The sequence below is a fragment of the Blastococcus saxobsidens genome, from assembly GCF_010682065.1.
Classification (GTDB): Bacteria; Actinomycetota; Actinomycetes; order Mycobacteriales; family Geodermatophilaceae; genus Blastococcus; species Blastococcus saxobsidens_B.
On sequence record NZ_JAAGWG010000022.1, the window covers coordinates 44,429 to 63,303 of the forward strand.

20 protein-coding genes are annotated in these 18,875 nt (G+C 74.4%); 9 read left to right on the forward strand and 11 right to left on the reverse strand.

The genetic code is table 11. From position 1 onward, the window contains the following. Positions 1-5: 5 nt before the first annotated feature. Positions 6-974: an asparaginase domain-containing protein gene (locus GCU60_RS13960; RefSeq protein WP_163206228.1), complete on the reverse strand. Its 969-nt coding sequence runs from the start codon at positions 972-974 to the stop codon at positions 6-8. 129 nt (positions 975-1,103) lie between these two features. Here GCU60_RS13960 and GCU60_RS13965 point away from each other — a divergent pair, with 129 nt between their 5' ends. Genes GCU60_RS13965 through GCU60_RS13975 form a run of 3 tightly spaced genes read left to right on the forward strand, consistent with a single transcriptional unit; the run spans position 1,104 to position 3,656 of the window. Then, positions 1,104-1,967: a patatin-like phospholipase family protein gene (locus GCU60_RS13965; RefSeq protein WP_163206230.1), complete on the forward strand. Its 864-nt coding sequence runs from the start codon at positions 1,104-1,106 to the stop codon at positions 1,965-1,967. A 1-nt stretch (position 1,968) separates the two neighbouring features. Beyond that, on the forward strand, positions 1,969-3,012 hold the full coding sequence (locus GCU60_RS13970) for a 1-acyl-sn-glycerol-3-phosphate acyltransferase (RefSeq protein ID WP_163206232.1): 1,044 nt from the start codon (positions 1,969-1,971) through the stop codon (positions 3,010-3,012). A 26-nt stretch (positions 3,013-3,038) separates the two neighbouring features. Next, positions 3,039-3,656 (forward strand): GyrI-like domain-containing protein, encoded by a 618-nt coding sequence (locus GCU60_RS13975; RefSeq protein WP_163206234.1) that lies wholly within the window; start codon positions 3,039-3,041, stop codon positions 3,654-3,656. A 54-nt stretch (positions 3,657-3,710) separates the two neighbouring features. Here the strand turns inward: GCU60_RS13975 and GCU60_RS13980 are convergent, their stop codons facing one another. After that, a complete protein-coding gene (locus GCU60_RS13980; protein WP_163206236.1) occupies positions 3,711-4,166 on the reverse strand; it encodes a peptidase S9 in 456 nt (151 codons plus the stop codon). A gap of 149 nt (positions 4,167-4,315) precedes the next feature. On the opposite strand from GCU60_RS13980, the gene GCU60_RS13985 reads away from it, so the two are divergent. Further along, entirely contained in the window at positions 4,316-5,131 is an 816-nt protein-coding gene (locus tag GCU60_RS13985; protein ID WP_345770595.1) for an NAD-dependent epimerase/dehydratase family protein, read from the forward strand. A 28-nt stretch (positions 5,132-5,159) separates the two neighbouring features. Here the strand turns inward: GCU60_RS13985 and glsA are convergent, their stop codons facing one another. After that, positions 5,160-6,110, reverse strand: a complete 951-nt coding sequence (glsA, locus tag GCU60_RS13990) for a glutaminase A (protein ID WP_163206238.1) — start codon at positions 6,108-6,110, stop codon at positions 5,160-5,162. A 121-nt stretch (positions 6,111-6,231) separates the two neighbouring features. On the opposite strand from glsA, the gene GCU60_RS13995 reads away from it, so the two are divergent. Genes GCU60_RS13995 through GCU60_RS14005 form a run of 3 tightly spaced genes read left to right on the forward strand, consistent with a single transcriptional unit; the run spans position 6,232 to position 9,545 of the window. Further along, a complete protein-coding gene (locus GCU60_RS13995) occupies positions 6,232-7,791 on the forward strand; it encodes a cryptochrome/photolyase family protein (RefSeq protein WP_163206240.1) in 1,560 nt (519 codons plus the stop codon). Positions 7,792-7,842: 51 nt separating this feature from the next. Then, positions 7,843-8,784 (forward strand): NAD(P)H-binding protein, encoded by a 942-nt coding sequence (locus GCU60_RS14000; protein WP_163206242.1) that lies wholly within the window; start codon positions 7,843-7,845, stop codon positions 8,782-8,784. Then, complete coding sequence (locus tag GCU60_RS14005; protein WP_345770596.1) at positions 8,781-9,545, forward strand: CPBP family intramembrane glutamic endopeptidase; 765 nt, start codon at positions 8,781-8,783, stop codon at positions 9,543-9,545. Before GCU60_RS14000 ends, GCU60_RS14005 begins: the two co-directional genes overlap by 4 nt. A 16-nt stretch (positions 9,546-9,561) precedes the next feature. Here GCU60_RS14005 and GCU60_RS14010 read toward each other — a convergent pair whose 3' ends face one another. The 3 genes from GCU60_RS14010 to GCU60_RS14020 form a co-directional block, all read right to left on the reverse strand. Continuing rightward, entirely contained in the window at positions 9,562-9,900 is a 339-nt protein-coding gene (locus tag GCU60_RS14010; protein ID WP_204262030.1) for a hypothetical protein, read from the reverse strand. Between the two features lie 105 nt (positions 9,901-10,005). Further along, the gene (locus GCU60_RS14015) at positions 10,006-10,209 is read right to left on the reverse strand and encodes a zinc-ribbon domain-containing protein (RefSeq protein ID WP_163206244.1); all 204 of its coding nucleotides are present in this window, start codon (positions 10,207-10,209) and stop codon (positions 10,006-10,008) included. A gap of 226 nt (positions 10,210-10,435) precedes the next feature. Further along, on the reverse strand, positions 10,436-11,161 hold the full coding sequence (locus GCU60_RS14020; protein ID WP_163206246.1) for a DUF6518 family protein: 726 nt from the start codon (positions 11,159-11,161) through the stop codon (positions 10,436-10,438). Positions 11,162-11,351: 190 nt separating this feature from the next. On the opposite strand from GCU60_RS14020, the gene GCU60_RS14025 reads away from it, so the two are divergent. Continuing rightward, positions 11,352-12,824, forward strand: a complete 1,473-nt coding sequence (locus GCU60_RS14025; RefSeq protein ID WP_163206248.1) for a glutamine synthetase beta-grasp domain-containing protein — start codon at positions 11,352-11,354, stop codon at positions 12,822-12,824. Positions 12,825-12,847: 23 nt separating this feature from the next. Here the strand turns inward: GCU60_RS14025 and GCU60_RS14030 are convergent, their stop codons facing one another. Both GCU60_RS14030 and GCU60_RS21650 read right to left on the reverse strand, forming a co-directional pair. After that, positions 12,848-14,143, reverse strand: coding sequence for an acyl-CoA dehydrogenase family protein (locus GCU60_RS14030; protein WP_163206251.1), 1,296 nt, complete (start codon positions 14,141-14,143; stop codon positions 12,848-12,850). 116 nt (positions 14,144-14,259) lie between these two features. Next, on the reverse strand, positions 14,260-15,648 hold the full coding sequence (locus tag GCU60_RS21650; RefSeq protein WP_204262031.1) for an alpha/beta fold hydrolase: 1,389 nt from the start codon (positions 15,646-15,648) through the stop codon (positions 14,260-14,262). An 83-nt stretch (positions 15,649-15,731) separates the two neighbouring features. Between GCU60_RS21650 and GCU60_RS14040 the strand changes: the two genes are divergently transcribed. Further along, positions 15,732-16,700 carry a DJ-1/PfpI family protein gene (locus GCU60_RS14040; RefSeq protein ID WP_204262032.1) on the forward strand — a complete coding sequence of 323 codons (969 nt, stop codon included), beginning with the start codon at positions 15,732-15,734 and terminating at the stop codon, positions 16,698-16,700. Between the two features lie 10 nt (positions 16,701-16,710). On the opposite strand, the gene GCU60_RS14045 is transcribed toward GCU60_RS14040, so the two are convergent. The 3 genes from GCU60_RS14045 to GCU60_RS14055 form a co-directional block, all read right to left on the reverse strand. Further along, the gene (locus GCU60_RS14045; protein WP_163206255.1) at positions 16,711-17,100 is read right to left on the reverse strand and encodes a hypothetical protein; all 390 of its coding nucleotides are present in this window, start codon (positions 17,098-17,100) and stop codon (positions 16,711-16,713) included. A gap of 143 nt (positions 17,101-17,243) precedes the next feature. Further along, entirely contained in the window at positions 17,244-18,005 is a 762-nt protein-coding gene (locus tag GCU60_RS14050; RefSeq protein ID WP_345770597.1) for an SDR family NAD(P)-dependent oxidoreductase, read from the reverse strand. Positions 18,006-18,189: 184 nt separating this feature from the next. Next, on the reverse strand, positions 18,190-18,861 hold the full coding sequence (locus GCU60_RS14055) for an NADPH-dependent F420 reductase (protein ID WP_163206259.1): 672 nt from the start codon (positions 18,859-18,861) through the stop codon (positions 18,190-18,192). Positions 18,862-18,875: the final 14 nt, after the last annotated feature.

Here is an 18,875-nt window from a genome sequence, read left to right on the forward strand (position 1 = left end):
CGGTCTCAGTCGGCGAGGTACCGGGCCAGGAGCGCCTGCGGGTCGTCCGGGGCCACGGCGAGCGCCGCGGCCAGCAGCAGCCGGCCCTGCCACGGGCTCAGGTCACCGGCGAACACGGCGCCGCCGCGGGCCAGGCGGGCACCGCCGGCGGCGTAGAGCGGCAGCACCGGCCCCGAGGTGACCCGGGAGCACACCAGGACGGGGATCCCGCCGGCGACGAGCTCCTCGGCCGCCTCGGCGATCGGCGGTGGGACGTTCCCGGCGCCGAAGGCCTGCAGCACGATCCCGGCGGCACCGGCGGCCACCGCCGCCCGCAGCAGCGACGCGTCCGTGCCCAGGTAGCAGGCGACGACGTCGACCCGCGGCAGCTCCGTCCGCAGGTCCAGCGGGAGGGGCGAGGAGCGCACCGGCCTGCCCAGCGGGAGCACCGAGTCGCCGGCGACCCGGAGCACGGGGCCGCGCCCGGGAGCGCCGAAGGCGCCGCTGCGCAGCGTGTCCACCTTGCGCACACCGCGGGCGGCGAAGGCCAGCCCGTCGAAGCAGAGCAGCGCACCGAGGTCCCGGGCGGCGGGGGAGGAGGCGACGCGCAGCGCCGCCGCGAGGTTGGCCGGCCCGTCGGGGGCCGGGTCGTCGAAGGGGCGCTGCGCCCCGGTGAAGACGATCGGCCGCGGGTCGTCGTGCACCAGGTCGGCGAGGTACACCGACTCCTCCATGGTGTCGGTCCCCTGGGTGACGACGACGCCGTCGGCCCCCTCGTCCAGCCGTCGGCGGGCCTCGGCCACCAGGCCTCGCAGGTCGCCGGTCGTGAGGGCGAAGCTGCCGACCGTCCCGAGGTCGCTGGTCGTCACGGTCAGCCCGGCGGGCGGCCGGGTCGCCGCGAGGAGCTCGGCGGCGGGGGTGCGGGCCGCGAGCCCGTCGGGCCCCTCCCGGCTGGCGATGGTGCCGCCCGTGGCGAGCAGATGGACCCGGGGCACGGAACCTCCTCGCTGGTCCGGCGGCGCGCGCCGGGGAGCTGGACGCCACCAGGCTCTCCCACGCGGGTGCCGCCGGCGACCGGAGCGGTGCGGCGGCGACCGTCCCGGCGTGGATGGCACGATGCCGCCATGACCGCGCCCGACGCCCCGACCGGGCGCACGGCGTTCGTGCTCGGTGGCGGGGGAGTCCTCGGCGCGGTCGAGGTCGGGATGCTGCAGGCGTTGTTCGAGCACGGCATCCACCCGGACCTGATCGTGGGCTCGTCCGTCGGGGCCATCAACGGCGCCCTGGTCGCGGCCGACCCCGGACCGGGTGCCGTGGACCGGCTGCGCGCCGTCTGGGAGCAGCTGGCCTCGCAGCAGATCTTCGCGGGGTCCGTGCTCGGCCGGATGAGCACCCTGGCACGCACCCGCACGCACGTGCACCCGCCCGAGCCGCTGCGGAACCTGCTGGAGACCCACCTGCCGGTGCGGACCTTCGCCGAGCTGCGGGTGCCGTTCCAGTGCGTGGCGGCGAGCATCGAGCGGGCTGCCGAGCACTGGTTCTCCGAGGGCCCGCTGGTCGACGCGGTGCTCGCCTCCTCCGCCGTCCCCGGCCTGCTGCCGCCGGTGGAGCTGGACGGCGAGCACTACCTGGACGGCGGTCTGGTGCACAGCATCCCGGTCGGCCGGGCGGTGGCCCTCGGCGCCGACACCGTCTACGTCCTGCACGTCGGCCGGATCGACCGCCCGCTGCAGCCGCCGACCCGCCCGTGGGAGGTCGCCACGGTCGCCTTCGAGATCGCCCGCCGCCACCGGTACGCCGCCGACCTGGCGGCGCTCCCGCCCGGCGTCACCGTCCACGTCCTGCCCTCCGGCGACGCGGACCCGCCCGGCACGGCCAACCTGCGGTACCGGAACTTCTCCGGCGTCGCCGGCCGCATCGACCGGGCGCACGCCGCGGCCGACGGCTACCTGGCCCGCGCGGCCACCCGCGCGGACGGCGAGGGCTGAGGTGCTCCCGCCACGCGGCGTGCGCCGGCTGAGCGGGCCGCTCCTGCTGGCCGTGCTCGTGGCCGCGGTGGTCTCGCTGCCGCTGCTGGTCGTGGTGGCCGCGATCGCCTCGGCGTTCCTGCCGGGACGCTGGCGCGCGCTCCGGCTGCTGTGCTTCGCGCTGGTGTACCTCGCCCTGGAGGTCGCCGGTCTGCTCGCGGCGGCGGTGCTGTGGGTGGGGTGCGGGCTCGGTCGCCGGCTGGACACCCCACGGGCCCGGGCGGCGCACTACACCGTGCTGCGGCTGGGCCTGGACGTCCTGATGCGGGCCGCGCAGCGGCTGTTCGCGCTGCGGCTGGTCACCGACGGGACGTCCTGGTCGCCGCTCGACGACGGGGTGCCGGGCTCGACGAACGCCATGGTGGTGCTCTCCCGCCACGCCGGCCCGGGGGACTCTTTCCTGCTCGTGCACACCCTGATGAACCGCGACCACCTCCGCCGGCCGCGGATCGTGCTCAAGGACGCCCTGCAGTGGGACCCGCTGCTCGACGTCTACCTCAACCGGCTGCCCAACCACTTCGTCCGGGCCGAACGCTCCGGGAGCCGCAGCTCGCCCGAGGCGATCGCCGACCTCGCCCGCGACCTGGGGGAGGAGGACGCGCTGCTGATCTTCCCCGAGGGCGCCAACTTCACCCCGCAGCGCCGGTTCCGGGCCATCCAGCGGCTGCGCGCCCGCTCGCTGGCCTCGGCGGTGCGCCGGGCAGAGGAGCTCCGGCACCTGCTGCCTCCGCGGCCGGCCGGCGTCGCAGCGGCGCTGCGGGCGGCGCCGCACGCCGACGTCGTGCTCGTCGCCCACACCGGCCTCGAGCACCTGAGCACGGTCCGCGACGTCTGGCGGGCCCTGCCGATGGACAAGACGCTGCACCTGCGCTGGTGGTTCGTCCCGGCCGCCGAGGTGCCGCGCGAGGACGCGGAGCTGACCGACTGGCTCTACCGGTGGTGGGCGACCGTCGACGACTGGATCGACACCACGCGGCAGCAGGAAGCGACCCCGAGCCGGACCTGAACGCGCGCACACCGGGAGGACGACGCGTGGACACCTACGACGTCAAGAAGGAACGCAGGGACCTGTACGCGCCGAAGCCCGGCCGCTTCCACCTCGTGGACGTCCCCGAGATGGCCTTCCTGATGGTCGACGGATCCGGCGACCCGAACGTGTCGAGCGCCTACCGGGAGGCGGTCGAGACGCTCTACGTCACGTCCAACGCCGTCCGCGCGGTGGCGAAGCGGACGCTGCGGCGGGTGCACACGGTCGCGCCGCTGGAAGGGCTGTGGACGGCGGAGGACCTGGCGGTGTTCCGCACCCGCGACAAGAGCGCGTGGGACTGGACGATGATGATCGCCCAGCCGGACTGGATCTCCGCCGCGATCGTCGAGGAGGCACTGGCCCTCACGCGGCAGAAGCAGGCGCCGGCCCTCGGCCTGCTCCGCTTCGAGCGGTACGCGGAGGGGCGCAGCGTGCAGATCCTGCACGTCGGGTCCTACGACGACGAAGGTCCCACGCTCGAGCGCCTGCACGAGGAGTACCTCCCGGCCTCCGGGCTCCGGCCGACGGGCCGCCACCACGAGATCTACCTCTCCGATGCCCGGAAGACCGAGCCCGCCAGGTTGCGGACCGTCCTGCGCCAGCCCGTCACCGCAGCCGGCTGAGCGATCGGTGGAGTGACCGCCGATGCTCCGTCCGCCCCGATCCGTTCGGCCCGATCAGTTCGGCTCGGGCGGGTCCGGGAGGTACCACAGCGCGCCGGCCAGGGCGCCGTAGACGAGCGCCGGGCCGGTGTGCGGCAGCCGCTTGCCCGACGCCGCCCGTGCCTGCCCGTGGCGGAAGGCGCGCCGCTCGGCGGCCACGACGAACCCGACGAACCCGGCGGACGCCGCGGTCGCCAGGCCGAGGCCGACCGCCTTGCTCCGGGTGGGCAACGACCGGAAGACCTCGGAGGGGGGCGGCGTGCCCTCGACCGCCAGGCCCTCGCGGGCGGTGGCCCACGCCGAACGCAGCTCCGGCAGGGCAACGGCGAGGGACGCCGCCGTGAGCCCCGCCTTCGTCCAGCCGCGCGCCCTGCGCGAGGGGACGAGGTCGGGCATGGCGTAGTAGAGGGCGGTCGCGGCTGCGGAGCCCATGGCGGCGACTGCACGTGACGGCGGCGACTTGCGGACCATGCGCGCATTGTCTCCCGCGGAGGGCGCCGGCGTCCGGTGGCTGGCAGGGTGGAGGGCATGGTGTCCTCCTCTCCCGTCGTCGTGGTGACCGGTGCGAACGGCCTGGTGGGCACCGCGGTGTGCCGGGCCCTGGCCGAGGGTCGGTGCAGGTGCGCGCACTCGTGCGCCGGGCCGGGACCGCACCCGTGCTCGACGGCGTCACCGAGCACGTCGGCGACTTCGCCGACGGGGACGTCGCCCGCGCGGTGTCCGAGGGCGCCGACGCGGTCGTGACCACGGTCCACCCGATGGGCTCCTCCCGGGAGGAGCAGCACCGGGTCGGCGCCGAGGGCACGCCGGTCCTCGCCCGCGCCGCCCGGGACGCCGGCGTCGCCCGGCTGGTGCACGTGTCCACGGCCGGCGTCTACGACCGCTCGGCCGGGATCGGGGACATCGCCGAGGACGGCGCTCTGCTGCCCGAGGGCAGCGGTGACTACCCGGACACGAAGAACGCCACCGACGCCGCGCTCGCGGAGGTCGACGGCCTCACCACCGTGCTGGTGCGCCCGCCGGCGATCCTGGGCGCCGGCGACACCTCGGTCTGGAACACGCTGCGACCGCAGGCGGTCCGCGACGGCGACCGCCGGGCCAACCCGGCGCAGACCTGGCCGTGGGTGCACGTGGACGACCTGGCGGCGTTGATCGCCGAGGTCGCCACGGGCGCCGTCGCGACCGCCGACGATCCGGAGCGCGGACCGGTGGCCGGGAGCACGACCGCGGTGATCGTCGCGGGGGAGCCGGCGACGTGGCGGGACTACCTCGGCACGGTGGCCGACGCGGTGGGTGTCGCGCCCGAGTGGAACGACGAGCCGGCCTGGACCGGACGGCTGCTGACCGACCGCGCGCTCCGGTGGGGCTGGACGCCGCGGGTGACCCTGGCGCAGGCGATGCAGGAGCTGCGGCAGGGCCTCACCACCAGCCCCTGACCCCCACCGGCGGCGGACGGGCGGGCCGTCAGAGGAGCGACAGGTCCAGGCGCTCCGACAGCAGGTGGAGGGCGGCGCGGCCGGCCCGCGAGTTGCCCTTCTCGTCCAGCGGCGGCGACCAGGCACAGACGCCGAACCGCCCCGGGACGTCGCCCATCACCGCGCCCGCGACGCCGCTCTTGCACGGGAACCCCAGGTCGTAGGCGAACTGCCCGGCGGCGTCGTAGGTGCCGCACGTCAGCATCAGCGCGTTGACCCGCCGGGCGAGGGGCTCGGACAGCACCGGCGTCCCGGTCCGCGGGTCGACGCCCTCGTTGGCCAGGAAGCGGGCGGCCCGGGCCAGCGTCCGCGTGGTCACCGTCAGGGAGCAGAGGCGGACGTAGAGCTCGACGACGTCGTCGACCGGGTGGTGCAGGTTGCCGAACGAGCTCATCAGGTAGCCCATGGCCCGGTTGGCGGCGCTGCCCTCCCGCTCGGAGTCGAGCGCCGTCTCGTTGACGGTGAGCTCCGTGCCGACGAGGTCGCCGAGGAGGCCGGCGACGGCATCGAAGGGGTCGTCCGCGGCGTCCAGCAGGACGTCGCAGACGGCGAGGGCGCCGGCGTTGATGAACGGGTTCCGCGGCACGCCCTTCTCGTGCTCGAGCTGGATGAGCGAGTTGAACGAATCCCCGGAGGGCTCCCGGCCCACCCGGTCGAACAGGTCCTCGCCCACCAGCCGCAGGGCCGCGGTGAGCCCGAAGACCTTCACCACGCTCTGGATGGCGAAGCCGACGTCGGCGTCGCCGGTCACGTGCTCGGTGCCGTCCAGCTCGGCGAGCGCCAGGGCGAAGCGGGTGGACTCGGCCGAGGGCAGCTCTTCCGGCTGGTCCTCGACCTCCCCTTCGTCGGCGAGGTGCCGCGACCGGTCGGAGACCTCGGTGAGCACCTCCTCGAGGTCGCTGGTCGTGTCGGGTGCGGCATCGGGAGGGGAGGGGGGCACCCACCCTGGCTACCCACCGGCCGGGTGCGGACACGCGGCGGCGCTGCTCCGGTCCCGAGCGGCACCACGAATCGCGCCCCGACCGTCGATCACCGCACGATGTCCGCACAGGAGGTGGCCGGTGGCGGCGAGCGCGGACGGCGGGGCCGGGCCGGACCCTGCCCTGGGCGACTTCCCGGACCGCGCACCCGGTACGAGGCGCTGGTGCTTCGCCGACCAGCTCGGGCCGCACTTCCTCGACGAACCCGGCCAGCCGGTGCTGCTGATCGAGTCCAGGGCGGTGTTCGCGCGCCGCCGGTTCCACCGGCAGAAGGCGCACCTGGTCCTCTCCGCCCTCCGCCACCGCGCCGCCGAGCTGGGCGACCAGGCCGAGTTCCACCAGGTGGGCACCTACGGCGAGGCGCTCGACCGGGTCCGCGAGCCGCTGAGCGTGTGCGCGCCGACCTCGTGGGGCAGCCGGGACATGGTCCTCCACCGTCCGGGCGTGGAGGTGCTGGCCGCCCGGGGCTTCGTGACCACCCAGCCGGAGTTCGCGGCCTGGGCCGAGGGCCGGGGCAGGCGGAGGCTGCTCATGGAGGACTTCTACCGGGACTCCCGGCGCCGCCACGATGTGCTGATGAACGGCGCCGAGCCGGTGGGCGGCCGGTGGAACCTCGACACCGACAACCGCGAACCCCCACCGGCCGACGGCCGGATCGGGGTGCCGGAGCCGTGGTGGCCGGCGGAGGACGAGATCGACGAGGAGGTCCGGGCCGACCTCGACCGCTGGGAGGCGGCCGGCGACGTGACCTTCGTCGGCGACGACGGCCCGCGGCTGTTCCCGGTGACCCGGGCGGAGGCGGTGCTGCGGCTGGAGGACTTCCTGCAGCACCGGCTCGGCGCCTTCGGCCCGCACGAGGACGCGATGCTGGCGGGCGACCGCTGGCTCGCCCACTCCCTGCTCTCCCCGGCGCTCAACCTGGGTCTGCTCGACCCGCTGGAGGTGGTCGTCGCGACCGAGGGGAGCGCCCGCGACCGCGCGGCCGCGGGGGAGCTGCTGCCGCTGAACAGCGTCGAGGGCTTCGTCCGGCAGGTCATGGGCTGGCGGGACTACATCTGGCACATGTACTGGCACCTCGGCCGGGACTACCGGCGACGGAACCTCTTGGCCGCCCGCGAGGAGGTGCCGGACTGGCTGGCCGGCCTCGACGACGGCGCGGTCGACGCCGCCTGTCTCTCCGACGTGCTGGGCGACCTGCGGCGGGACGGCTGGGTGCACCACATCCCGCGCCTGATGGTGCTCGGCAACTACGCCCTGCAGCGGGGCATCGACCCCTCGGCGATGACCGACTGGTTCCACGAGAGCTTCGTCGACGGCTACGAGTGGGTGATGGTCGCCAACGTCGTCGGCATGAGCCAGCACGCCGACGGCGGGCTCCTGGCCACCAAGCCCTACGCCTCCGGCGGCGCCTACATCGACCGGATGAGCGACTACTGCGGCGGCTGCCGGTACGACCCCAGGAAGCGGCTCGGGGACGACGCGTGCCCGTTCACCGCGGGCTACTGGGCCTTCCTCGACCGCACCCGCGACCGCCTGGCCGGGAACCACCGGATGCGCCGCCCGCTGCAGGGCCTGGACCGGCTCGCCGACCTCGAGGCGGTCGTCGCGCAGGAACAGGACCGGGGCACGACGCCGCCGTAGCCCGCGCGACCCCGGGTCGCGCGCGCAGCCCACCCGGGCGAGGCTGGGCCGGTGAGGATCCTGGTCACCGGCGCATCGGGATTCGTGGGCAGCCGGTTGGCCACCGCGCTGGAGGAGGCGGGGCACGAGGTCAGGGCCATGACCCGCCGGCCCGAGCGCTACCAGGGGGCCGGCACCCCGGTGGCCGGCGACGTCGGCGACGAGGCGTCTCTGCGGCGGGCGATGGAGGGCTGCGAGGTCGCCTACTACCTCGTGCACTCCCTCGACGACCCCGACTTCGAGCGCAAGGACGCCGCCGCGGCCCGCACCTTCGCCGGGGCGGCCGCAGCAGCCGGTGTCCAGCGGATCGTCTACCTCGGTGGCCTGGGCCGGGACGGCGACCAGCTGTCCCGGCACCTGCGCAGCCGCCGCGAGGTCGAGCGGCTCCTGGGCGGCACCGGTGTGCCGGTCACGGTGCTGCGCGCGGGGATCGTGGTCGGCCACGGCGGGGTGTCCTGGGAGATGACCCGCCAGCTGGTCGCGCACCTGCCGGCCATGGTCACCCCCCGGTGGGTCAGCACGCGGACGCAGCCGATCGCGGTCGCCGACGTCGTCCGGTACCTGGTCGGTGTCCTCGACGCGCCGCAGGCGGCCGGGCGGGTCTTCGAGGTGGGCGGCCCCGAGGTGCTCAGCTACCTGCAGATGATGATCCGGGTCGCCGAGATCCAGAACCGGCACATGTTCGTCGTCCCCGTGCCGCTGCTCAGCCCGCAGCTGTCCTCGCGCTGGCTGGCCCTGGTCACCGACGTCGACGCGGCCACCGGCCGCTCGCTCATCGACTCCATGACCAACGAGGTCGTCGTGACCGACGACGCCATCCGCTCGGTCGTGCCCTTCGACCCGATGGACTACGACGAGATGGTGATGACGGCGCTGGTCGAGCGTGCTCGGGAACGCCGGCAGCAGGCCGGTGAGCGGCGCGGGGGCTGGCTGAGCCGCGGAGCGCGCCGGTGACCCCTCGCCGCGCGGCCCGGGCGGTCGGCGACCGGGTCCGGTCGGCGGCCCTGCCGCTGCTGCGCCGCGTGCCGCGGGACCACCGGGAGAGCGACGAGGCCTTCCGGCGCCGCCGGCGCGTCACCGGCGTCACCGCGATCACCGGCGCGTCCCTGCTCGGGGTCTCGCTGTCGGCGCCGCCGGGTTCACCGCGGTTCTACTGGCTGACCCTGGGGGTGGCCGGTACCTGGGTGGCCGGCGGGCTGGCGTCCGGGCCGCTGCACCTGGGGCGGATGTTCGGGCCCGGTGACCGGCTGCGCCGGCCGGTGCTGACGCCGGTCGCCGCGGGGATCGGTGCCTTCGGTGCCTTCTACGCCGCGGCGCTGGTCGCCCGGCGGATCCGGGTCCTGGAACGGGCCATCGGCTCGGTGCTCCGTTACGCCGACCAGGGCTCGGCGCCGCTGGTGGCGGCCACCACGCTGGCCAACGGCGTGGCGGAGGAGGTGTTCTTCCGCGGCGCGCTCTACGCGGCGGCCGGGACCCGGCGGCCGGTGCTCGTCTCGACGGCGGTCTACGGGCTGGCCACGACCGCGACCCGCAACCCGGCGCTGGTGCTGGCCAGCGTCCCGATGGGGCTCCTGTTCGGCGTCCAGCGCGGCATCACCGGGGGCATCCAGGCGCCCGTGCTCACCCACGTGGTGTGGTCGGCGCTGATGCTCCGCTACCTGCCGCCGCTGTTCGCCTCCCAGCTGGCGGAGGAGCGGCTGCCGACGCCCGCGTGAGGGCGCCGGCACCTGGTCACCCGCGCCGCGCGCCCGGCCCGTCGCCGACGGGCCCGTCACCGGCAGGCGGCGGGGTCGTGTCCCCGCGCTCGAGCCGCTGGCGGATCGCCGCGACGTTCAGCGCCACGTCCTCGAGCGCCTCCACCGCACGCGTGGCGAGGGCGAACGTGAGGTTCTCGCGCTGCTCCTCGGCGCTGGGCTCCCGATGACTCCGCGCGGTGGCCGGGCGCTCGCCCGCCGACCGTGTCGCGGCGTTCCAGGGCTCGGATTCCCCCGGGGGACCTGCGAACAGATCGCGCAGCATCTGCTGCGCCCGCTCGATGAACTCGCCCGGGTCGGGCCGGTTGGTCGACATCCGTGCTCCTCTCGGCTCTGGTGAGCACATCGCGCCGGAACCGGCGCGCAGGTAGGGGTGTACCCCGCCCCGGGCATCCACTCGCCGGGCGGCCGGCGAGCCCGATCAGACCTCGACTGACGTGCCGCAGATGCCGCAGACCTCCAGCCGCCGCCGTCCCCATCGGGCGATCGGGATGAAGAAGACCGTGAACTGCTTGACCAGCCGCACCCGCGCCCACTGCGAGGTGTTCCCGCAGTTCGGGCAGGTGCGGACCTCCCCGGGCCCCAGGTGCTGTTCCTTGGTGCCGAAGCCGAAGAGGAAGAACATCCCGCCACCGTAGGCAGCAGACCCTCCAGCCGCCCGGTGACGGCGGGCCAGGGAGTGACGGGTCAGTCCCCGACCGTGCCGCTCCGGGACCGGTGGAGCAGGTCGCCGTACTCCGGCGGACGAGCACATCACGCCCTCCGGTCGGCGGGTCCTGGCCGGGCTCGCTCCACCCGGCGGGGCCGTGCGGCCTCCGGATCCCTTCTCCCGCCGATCACCGTGCGGGGGCTCACGCGACGGCCCGGAGCACCACCTGCCCGGCGGCACCCAGGGGCAGGACCACGAGCAGCCAGGTCATGGCGGCGCCCAGGGCCCGACCGGGCGCTCCGGCCGATCGCGCCGCCGGCGCCCTGGCTGCCAGCGCTGCCACCAGGAGCGCCCCGATCACGCAGAAGAGGACGGCGTTGCCGGCATGGTGCAGGTAGTACCCGTAGCCGACGGCGCCCTCGGTGAGGAACACCCCGCCCATGAGCGCCGCGCTCGCCCCGGTCCAGCGGATGGACCGTGCGTGGCGCCAGAACCAGCCTGCGAGGCCGAAGAGCGGGCCGCCGACCACGCCGGTGATCGCCCAGAACGCGACCATGGAGGGGTTGACACCGAAGTCGCGCAGCGCGGAGACGGCGTAGTAGCCGCCCACCTCGCCGAAGCACACGAGGACGCCGGCTGCGGCGGCGACCCCGGGCCGTCGGCACAGGGCGCCGACAGCGAAGGCGGTGACGACCCAGGGACCCACCGCGTTCGCGAGCCCGCTGAACGGCCCGGACAGGACCGTCTGGAGGCCCGAGGTCGCCGCTCCCCACGCGACGCCGATCACGACGGCCAGACCGAGCGCCGCCGCGGTCGTCAGCCCGGGTCCCTGCCCGTGGGCGGGCACCGGACCGGCAGTGTCGACGCCGCCGGACGGGTGGTTGGCCATGCCGGTCGGCTCAGCCGCAGCGGAACTGGTTCTGCTCACGATCGAACTATGGCAGGTGGCCGGTCCCGCGACGTCAGCTCTCGGACGGATCCTGCGCGGAGCAGCCTCATCCTCTGGTCGGACGGGTCACCGATGCGGCGCCGCCACCTTGCCGGGAGGACAAGCGACGATCCACTGCCGCCGTGGCCCTCCACCGGGTCCTTCCGGCTCCAGGCGGGTAGAAGGGCGTATGCCCATCGACGCGTTCGAACCCCATCCCATCGTCCGCCTGCTCGGCAAGCCGTCGGCCGACTTCACCGGCGGGGACCTGGTGCGAGCGGTCGAACAGCTGGGGTTGCACCAGGTGAACCTGCGCTACGTCGGCGGCGACGGGCGCCTGAAGACCCTGGCGTTCCCGATCAACTCGCGGGACCACCTGCTCGGGGTGCTGATCCGCGGCGAGCGGGTGGACGGCTCGAGCGTCTTCTCCGGTACGGATCCCGATGCCAGCGACGTGTACCTCGTGCCGCGGCACCGCACGGCCTTCGTCAACCCCTTCGGCGAGCGGCCCTCCCTGGACGTGCTGTGCTCCTTCTACGCCGAGGACGGGAAGCCGCTGCCCTACGCCCGCGAGCAGATCGTGCGCCGGGCCGCCGAGGTCCTGACCGAGGAGACCGGCATGACGCTCGAGGCGTTCGGCGAGCTGGAGTACTACCTGGTCGACGAGCCGGCGCGGATCTACCCGGTCGAGGAGGAGCGCGGCTACCAGGAGTCGAGCCCCTTCTCCAAGGGGCAGCGGGTCCGGGAGCAGGTGCTGGGACACCTCAGCGCCATGGGGGTGCCGTTGAAGTACGCCCACGGCGAGGTCGGCAACATCCTCGAGGAGGACCGGCAGCTGGTGCAGCACGAGATCGAGCTCCAGCCCGTGCCCGTGGAGCAGGCCGCCGACCACCTCGTCCTGGCCAAGTGGGTGGTGCGGGAGGTGGCGGCCGCACACGGCCTGGAGGCGACGTTCGCCCCGTCGGTGAGCAGTGCGGGCGCCGGGAACGGCCTGCACATTCACAGCCGCCTGGTCCGCGACGGCGTCAGCACCATCGTCGGCGACGAGGGCATCGACGACACCGGGCGACGGCTGGTCGCCGGCTACCTCATGGCGGCCGGCGCGCTCACCGCCTTCGGCAACACGGTGCCCACGTCCTACCTGCGGTTCGCTGACGGCGACGAGTCACCCGGGGACATCTGCTGGGGCGAGAAGGACCGCACCGGGCTGGTCCGCGTCCCCCTGGCCTGGAACGGGGACGTGCTGCCCGGGATGGTCGCCCACGCCAATCCCGGCAGCACCGAGGCCGTCCCCGAGCCCGCTCCGCATCCGCAGACCGTCGAGCTGCGGGTCGGCGACGGCTCCGCCGACGTGCACCTGCTGCTGGCCGGCATGGCCGTCGCGGCGAAGCGCGGGCTGACCGATGCCGGGAGCCTGAAGCTGGCCGAGCGGCTCAGCACCGCCGACCACGACGACTTCGAGCAGCTGCCCACCTCGTGCGCCGGGTCGGCCGACGCGCTGGAGGCCGAGCGGGAGCTGTTCGAGGCCGACGGCGTCTTCCCGCCGGAGCTGGTGGACGCCGTTCTCGAGAGGCTCCGGGCGGCCGACAAGGCCGCCGGGGACTTCACGAAGGACGACGACGCCCGCGAGCTGCTGGTCCGCCGCTACTGGCACGTCGGCTGAACCCGGCCGGCCTCTCCGCTCGCTCAGGGGCCGGCGAAGACGCCGTCGCCGAGAGCCGCGGTGCGACCGGGGGCGGGTTCGGGATAGCGACCGGCCTCGTGGCGGGCGACGACGAAGTGGTGCACCTCGTCGGGACCGTCGGCCAGGCGGAGAGTGCGCTGGGCGGTGTACATGTCGGCCAGCGGCGTCCACTGCGAGACCCCGGCGGCGCCGTGGATCTGGATGGCCTGGTCGATGATCTGGCAGACCTTCTCCGGCACCATCGCCTTCACCGCCGAGACGTAGACGCGGGCCTGGGAGTTGCCGAGCACGTCCATCGCCTTGGCGGCCTTCAGCACCATGAGCCGGCAGGCGTCGAGCTCGATGCGCGCCCGCGACACCGTCTCCATGTTCTTGCCGAGGCTCAGGATGGGCTTGCCGAACGCCTCCCGGAACTTGCCCCGGCGGACCATCAGCTCGAGTGCCTTCTCGCCCTGGCCGATGGCGCGCATGCAGTGGTGGATGCGCCCCGGGCCCAGGCGCACCTGGCTGATCTCGAAGCCCCGGCCCTCGCCGAGGAGCATGTTGGCGGCGGGCACGCGCACGTCGGTGAACCGGATGTGCATGTGGCCGTGGGGCGCGTCGTCACGGCCGAAGACCTGCATCGGTTCGAGCACGGCGACACCGGGGGTGTCCATCGGGACGAGGATCTGCGACTGCTGCGCGTGCGCCGGCGCGTCCGGGTTCGTCTGGCACATGACGATCATGATCTTGCAGCGGGGATCTCCGGCTCCGGAGATGTAGAACTTCTCGCCGTTGAGGACGTACTCGTCGCCCTCCCGCACCGCCTGGAGCCGGATGCTCTTGGCGTCGGAGCTGCCGACGTCGGGCTCGGTCATGGCGTAGGCGGAGCGGATCTCGCCGTTGAGCAGCGGCTCCAGCCACCGGGCCTTCTGCTCGGGGGTGCCGACGCGCTCCAGCACCTCCATGTTGCCGGTGTCGGGGGCCGAGCAGTTGAGCGACTCGGAGCCCAGCGGGTACTTGCCGAGCTCGACGGCGATGTAGGCGTAGTCGAGGTTGGTGAGGCCACCGACCTCGGAGTTCGGGAGGAAGAAGTTCCAGAGGCCGGCCTCCTTGGCCTTCGTCTTGGCCCCCTCGAGCGCCTCGAGCTGACCCGGCGCGTACGACCACCGGTCGGCGCGGCCCTCGCCGAGCCGGAAGAACTCCTCCTGCATCGGCGCGACGACGTCCTGGAGGAACGCGACGACGCGATCGAAGAGCGGCCGGGCCTCCTCGCTCATGCGCAGGTCGAACAGCTCGGTCGGTTCCGCGGTCTGCATCTGGTGTCCCTCTCAGCTGGCCGGCGCGGCGTCAGCGCCCGGGTCGACGAGCCCGAGCGTGACACAGCGCACGGTGCTCCCTGCGACGAGGTCCCCGCTCGGCAGCGTCCCCTGCGTCAGCTCCCCAGGACCGCTGCCTGTGCGCGCACCGCCCGCACCACGTCCTCGACGGCGGCGACGCTGAAGGCGGAGGCGGAGGCGTCGAGCAGCAGGGACGAGTGAGTCGCCGGTACGAGCCGGTGGCTGCTGGTGGGGGAGAGCTCCGCCAGGGCGTCCTGGGCGGCGGACCACCCGGCCTGGCGGTCACCTGCGGTGGCGGTGACGACGACGAGCGGCGTGCTGCCGATGCCGGGCAGTGCCTGGGCCTGCTCGAAGACCGCGGGGTAGGCAGCCACCTCGTCCCGCTCGGCACGCAGCTGGCGGGTGCTCCAGTCGAAGGCGCGCATCTGTGCCCGCGCCGCGGCCGGCAGGTCGGCCGGGGCGCCGGAGGTCAGCAGCGGACCGGCGCCCAGTCGCTGCAGGGTGGGCAGCAGTGCGGTGGCCCTCCGCGCGAGCGAGTACGCACCGGGGTAGTCGGGCAGTGCCGTGAACTGGTGCGGGGTCGAGGAGTCCAGCAGGACCAGACCGGCGACGTCGTCGGGGTACTGCGCGGCGTAGACCATCGCGTACGTGCCGCCCACGGAGTGCCCGGCGAGCACGAAGGGACCGCGCTCGCCCGCCCGGTTCAGCAGATCATGCAGGTCGGTCGCCACCTGGACGCCGTCCTTCGGCCCCGGAGCGCTGTCGCTCCAGGCCTGGCCGGCCCGGTCGTAGGCGCACACCCGCGTCGTCCCGGCGACGGCGGGCTGGACCAGGCCCCAGGCGGCGGAGGTCTCGCCCATCCCACCGAGCAGCACCACGGTCGGGCCGCCGCTGCCGGTGCAGGCCAGGTGCAGCCGGCGGTCCCCGACGTCGACCAGCTCCCCGGGCATCGAGGGGCTTCCGCCCAGCGCTGTCCGCACGGTCGTCGCGGCGCCGCCGACCGAGGCGAGCACGAGCAGCACCAGGACGGGGGAGAGCAGCCAGAAGGGGAGCCGGAGGCCGAACGACCGCACCGCACGGTGGATGGTCCAGCCCGCGAGCCCCAGGAGGAGGGGCGGCCAGAGCCAGCCGGCGGCGGTCAGCGGGCCGTCGCCGGGTGCGAGCACGAGCAGGGCCGTCCCGACAGCGCCCAGCGCTGCCGCCGGTACCGCGGCCCAGCGCTGCGGCCGGCCGGTCAGCGTCGTCGAGCCGAGCGCGAGCGCGGCCCAGCCCAGCGCGAGGCCGAGCAGCCCGGTGCCGGTGAGGACGTGCTCGGGAGCGCCGCCGAAAACACCGACGGTGGCGACTCCGGCAGCGAGCGGCCCGAGGACGGCCGATCCGGCCACCACCCAGGTCAGGCGCCGTGCCGATGCCCGGCGGCTGCCGTCCCGGGCGCTCCGGCGCGCAGGCCGGCCCGTCGTCGTGGCGGCGGCTGTGGTGGACACGCGACGACGATGTCCGAGGTTCCGCGACGGCGCCAGGACGCAGCGTTGACGATTCCGGACATGCCTCCCCGTACGGTGGCGGGGTGGCTGCCCTCGACGTCGCGGTGGTGACGTTCCCCTCGGCCCAGATCCTGGACGTGACCGGTCCGCTGGAGGTCTTCTCCAGCGCCGACCACCTGCTGCCGACGGTGGAGTACCGCACGCAGGTGGTGAGCCCGTCGGGTGGGATGGTGCAGGCCAGCTCGGGGCTGTCGTTCGGGACCACCGCGCTGGCCGACGTCGTGGAGCCGGTCGACACGCTCGTGGTGGCCGGCGGCCGGGACATGGACGAGGCGTGCGCGGACGAGGAGCTGCTGGCCCACGTCCGGCGACTGGCGGGCAGCGCCCGGCGGGTCACCTCGGTCTGCTCCGGGGCCTTCGTCCTGGCCGCCGCCGGGCTGCTGGACGGTCGTCGGGCCACCACCCACTGGGCGGAGTGCCAGCTGCTGGCGAGCGCGCACCCGCAGGTGTCGGTCGACGGTGATGCGATCTACGTGCGCGACGGCGACGTGTGGACCTCCGCCGGCGTGACGGCGGGCATCGACCTGGCGCTGGCCCTCGTCGCCGACGACCACGGCGCGCGGGCAGCGGCGGCGGTCGCCCGGCACCTGGTGGTCTACCTGCGGCGGTCCGGTGGGCAGGCGCAGTTCTCCACGCTGCTCGCCGCGCAGGCAGCGGAGAGCGAACCGGTGCGGGAGCTGCTGGCGTGGCTGCCCGACCACCTGGCCGAGGACCTGTCCGTGCCGGCCCTGGCCCGCCGTGTGCACCTGTCGGAGCGGCAGTTCAGCCGGGTGTTCAAGGCCGAGGTCGGACTGACGCCGAGCGAGCACGTGGAGGGGCTGCGGCTCGAGGCGGCCTGCCGGCTGCTGGAGACCACCGGTCACGCCGTCGACCACATCGCCCGGACCTGCGGGTTCCGGGTGCCGGAGACGATGAACCGCACGTTCCGGCGGCGGTTGGACACCACCCCGGGGGAGCACCGCCGGCACTTCGGCCAGTTCGCCGGCCGGTAGCCGTCCGCTGTCACCACCCCACCCGCAGATCTGCGAGGACGACGACGGCAAGGAGCGCGGCAGCGACGAAGTCGACGGTGGCGCAGAACGGGGGCCACCACCGGGTGTTCGCCACGAACCCCGTCCGGTGCTGCCAGAGGTCCTTGAGACCGTGCCCGGCCAGGCCCGCGACGAGCAGCCATCCCGACCCGGTCACCGCCACCGCTGCGACGCCCACGAACGCCGCGGCGACACCGGTCTCGACGGCGAGGACCTCGGTCCGCCCGTCGGCGACCCCGAACCCGATGTAGACGGCGGCGATGAGCACGAGACCCATGCCGTGGACCGTCGATGGCTGCAGCCAGGGGAAGGCCAGCGGCGAGGCGGCCTGCAGGATGCCCCCGAGAACTCCCCACGCCACCGGCGTCCTCAGAGCCGTTGGTCGCGTCCTCGTGCGGAGAGTCGTGGGCACGGACCGAGCCTGGGTCAGCAGCAGCCACGGTGCCAGGACGCCGGGTTGACGATCTCGGCCACGCCTGCGCGCGAGCCGGTCCCGCCAGCTCGTCAGCTGAAGGTCACGCCGCCGTCCACGATGATCGTCTGCCCGGTGATGAACCCGCTGCCTGCGGAGCAGAGGAACGACACCACCGGCGCCAGGTCACCGGGCTCCATCGGGCGTGGGACGGCGCGGTGTCCGGCGGCCGTCGCCAGATAGTCCTCGTCGTTGAGGGATCGGGTGGCGTCGGTCTCGACGAGCCCGGGCGCGACCGCGTTCACCGTGATGCCGTCCCGACCGACCTCGCGCGCGACGCTGCGGGTCAGCGCGATCACCGCGCCCTTGGACGCGGTGTAGTGGGCGAAGTAGGGCACGCCGCTGTGCACGGTGGACGAGGCGATGTTGACCACGCGGCCTCCGCCCTGGGCCTTCATCGCCGGGTGGACGGCGCGCATGCCCAGCCAGACGCCACGGGTGTTCACCGCCATGACCCGGTCCCACTCGTCGACCGTGATCTCGGTGAACGGCCGCTTGGCGCCGAGGCCCTGGTAGATGGCCGCGTTGTTGACCAGCGCGTCGATGCGGCCGTGCCGGTCGAGGACCGTCGTCACCAGCTGCTGCCACGACGTCTCGTCGCTCACGTCGGCCTGCACGTGGGTGATGTCCAGGTCGCCTGGATCGCCGTCGGCCTCGACGAGGTCGGCCGCGACCACGGCCGCTCCCTGGGCGGCCAGGTGCCGGCTCAGCTCGGCGCCGATGCCGCGCGCGCCGCCGGTCACCAGGACGACCGTGCCGGGCGCGACGCTGCCGCGCATGTCGGTCGGCTTCACACGCACTCCCGGAGTGGTCGGTCGCTGGACGCGCGGATCGGTGCGGCCCGCGCGAGGGACTTCATAGCGCACCGGTGTTCCGGGGGCATCCGGGCAGGAACGGCCGGCGACGCGGTGCGACCCCGTGGAGGGCCTGCCGGCCCGACGGCGCAGCGAGCGCTTCCGCCATGCCGGGAAGGGGTTGTCACCGCCGGGCGGCGATGACCTCCCGGCCCCGGTCGGAGGCGGGGAACCGGTCGATCATCGCGCGCAGCTGCTCGGCGTCGACGTCGGCGCCGAAGGGCTCGGTGCCCGGTTCGAGGCGCACGCCCTGCGCGAGAGGGCCGGCGACGACCGGGTCGAAGCCCAGGTCGGAGACGATCCGGGCAACGGTGTCGAGGTCGGCGGCCTCGTCCCCGGCGATCGCGATCGCCTTCCGGCGGGGATCGCCGGCGGGACGGGCCCCGCCTTCCAGGTCGTGGTAGCCCATGTGGTTGAACGCCTTCACCACCCGGGAGTCCGGCAGGAACGCCTGCACGATCTCGCTGGTGGAGGTACGCGGATCGGTGAGGTCGTCGCGGATCCCGTCGATCTCCCACCAGTAGTTCATCGCGTCGATGACCAGCTTCCCGGCCAGTTCCTGGACCGGGAGCGCGCGGTGCTTGCCCAGCGGCAGGGCGAGGACGACGACGTCGGCCTCGAGCGCAGCGGTGGCCGCCGTGGTGGCGGTCGCCCCGGGGACGAGCACCTCGATGGTGAGGGCGATCTTCGCCGGGTGGCCCGAGCCGGCGATCAGCACGTCGTACCCGGCGGCCACCGCGAGCCGAGCCAGCACGGTGCCGACCTTGCCGGCGCTGAGGATGCCCAGCGTGGTCATGGATGGCCCTTCCT

Bases quoted from the DNA above. Each gene is read 5' to 3' on its own strand.
- GCU60_RS13965 (WP_163206230.1), top strand. From the start codon at position 1,104: ATGACCGCGCCCGACGCCCCGACCGGGCGCACGGCGTTCGTGCTCGGT.
- GCU60_RS13980 (WP_163206236.1), bottom strand. From the start codon at position 4,166: ATGGTCCGCAAGTCGCCGCCGTCACGTGCAGTCGCCGCCATGGGCTCC.
- GCU60_RS14010 (WP_204262030.1), bottom strand. From the start codon at position 9,900: ATGTCGACCAACCGGCCCGACCCGGGCGAGTTCATCGAGCGGGCGCAG.
- GCU60_RS14015 (WP_163206244.1), bottom strand. From the start codon at position 10,209: ATGTTCTTCCTCTTCGGCTTCGGCACCAAGGAACAGCACCTGGGGCCC.
- GCU60_RS14025 (WP_163206248.1), top strand. From the start codon at position 11,352: ATGCCCATCGACGCGTTCGAACCCCATCCCATCGTCCGCCTGCTCGGC.
- GCU60_RS14030 (WP_163206251.1), bottom strand. From the start codon at position 14,143: ATGCAGACCGCGGAACCGACCGAGCTGTTCGACCTGCGCATGAGCGAG.
- GCU60_RS14055 (WP_163206259.1), bottom strand. From the start codon at position 18,861: ATGACCACGCTGGGCATCCTCAGCGCCGGCAAGGTCGGCACCGTGCTG.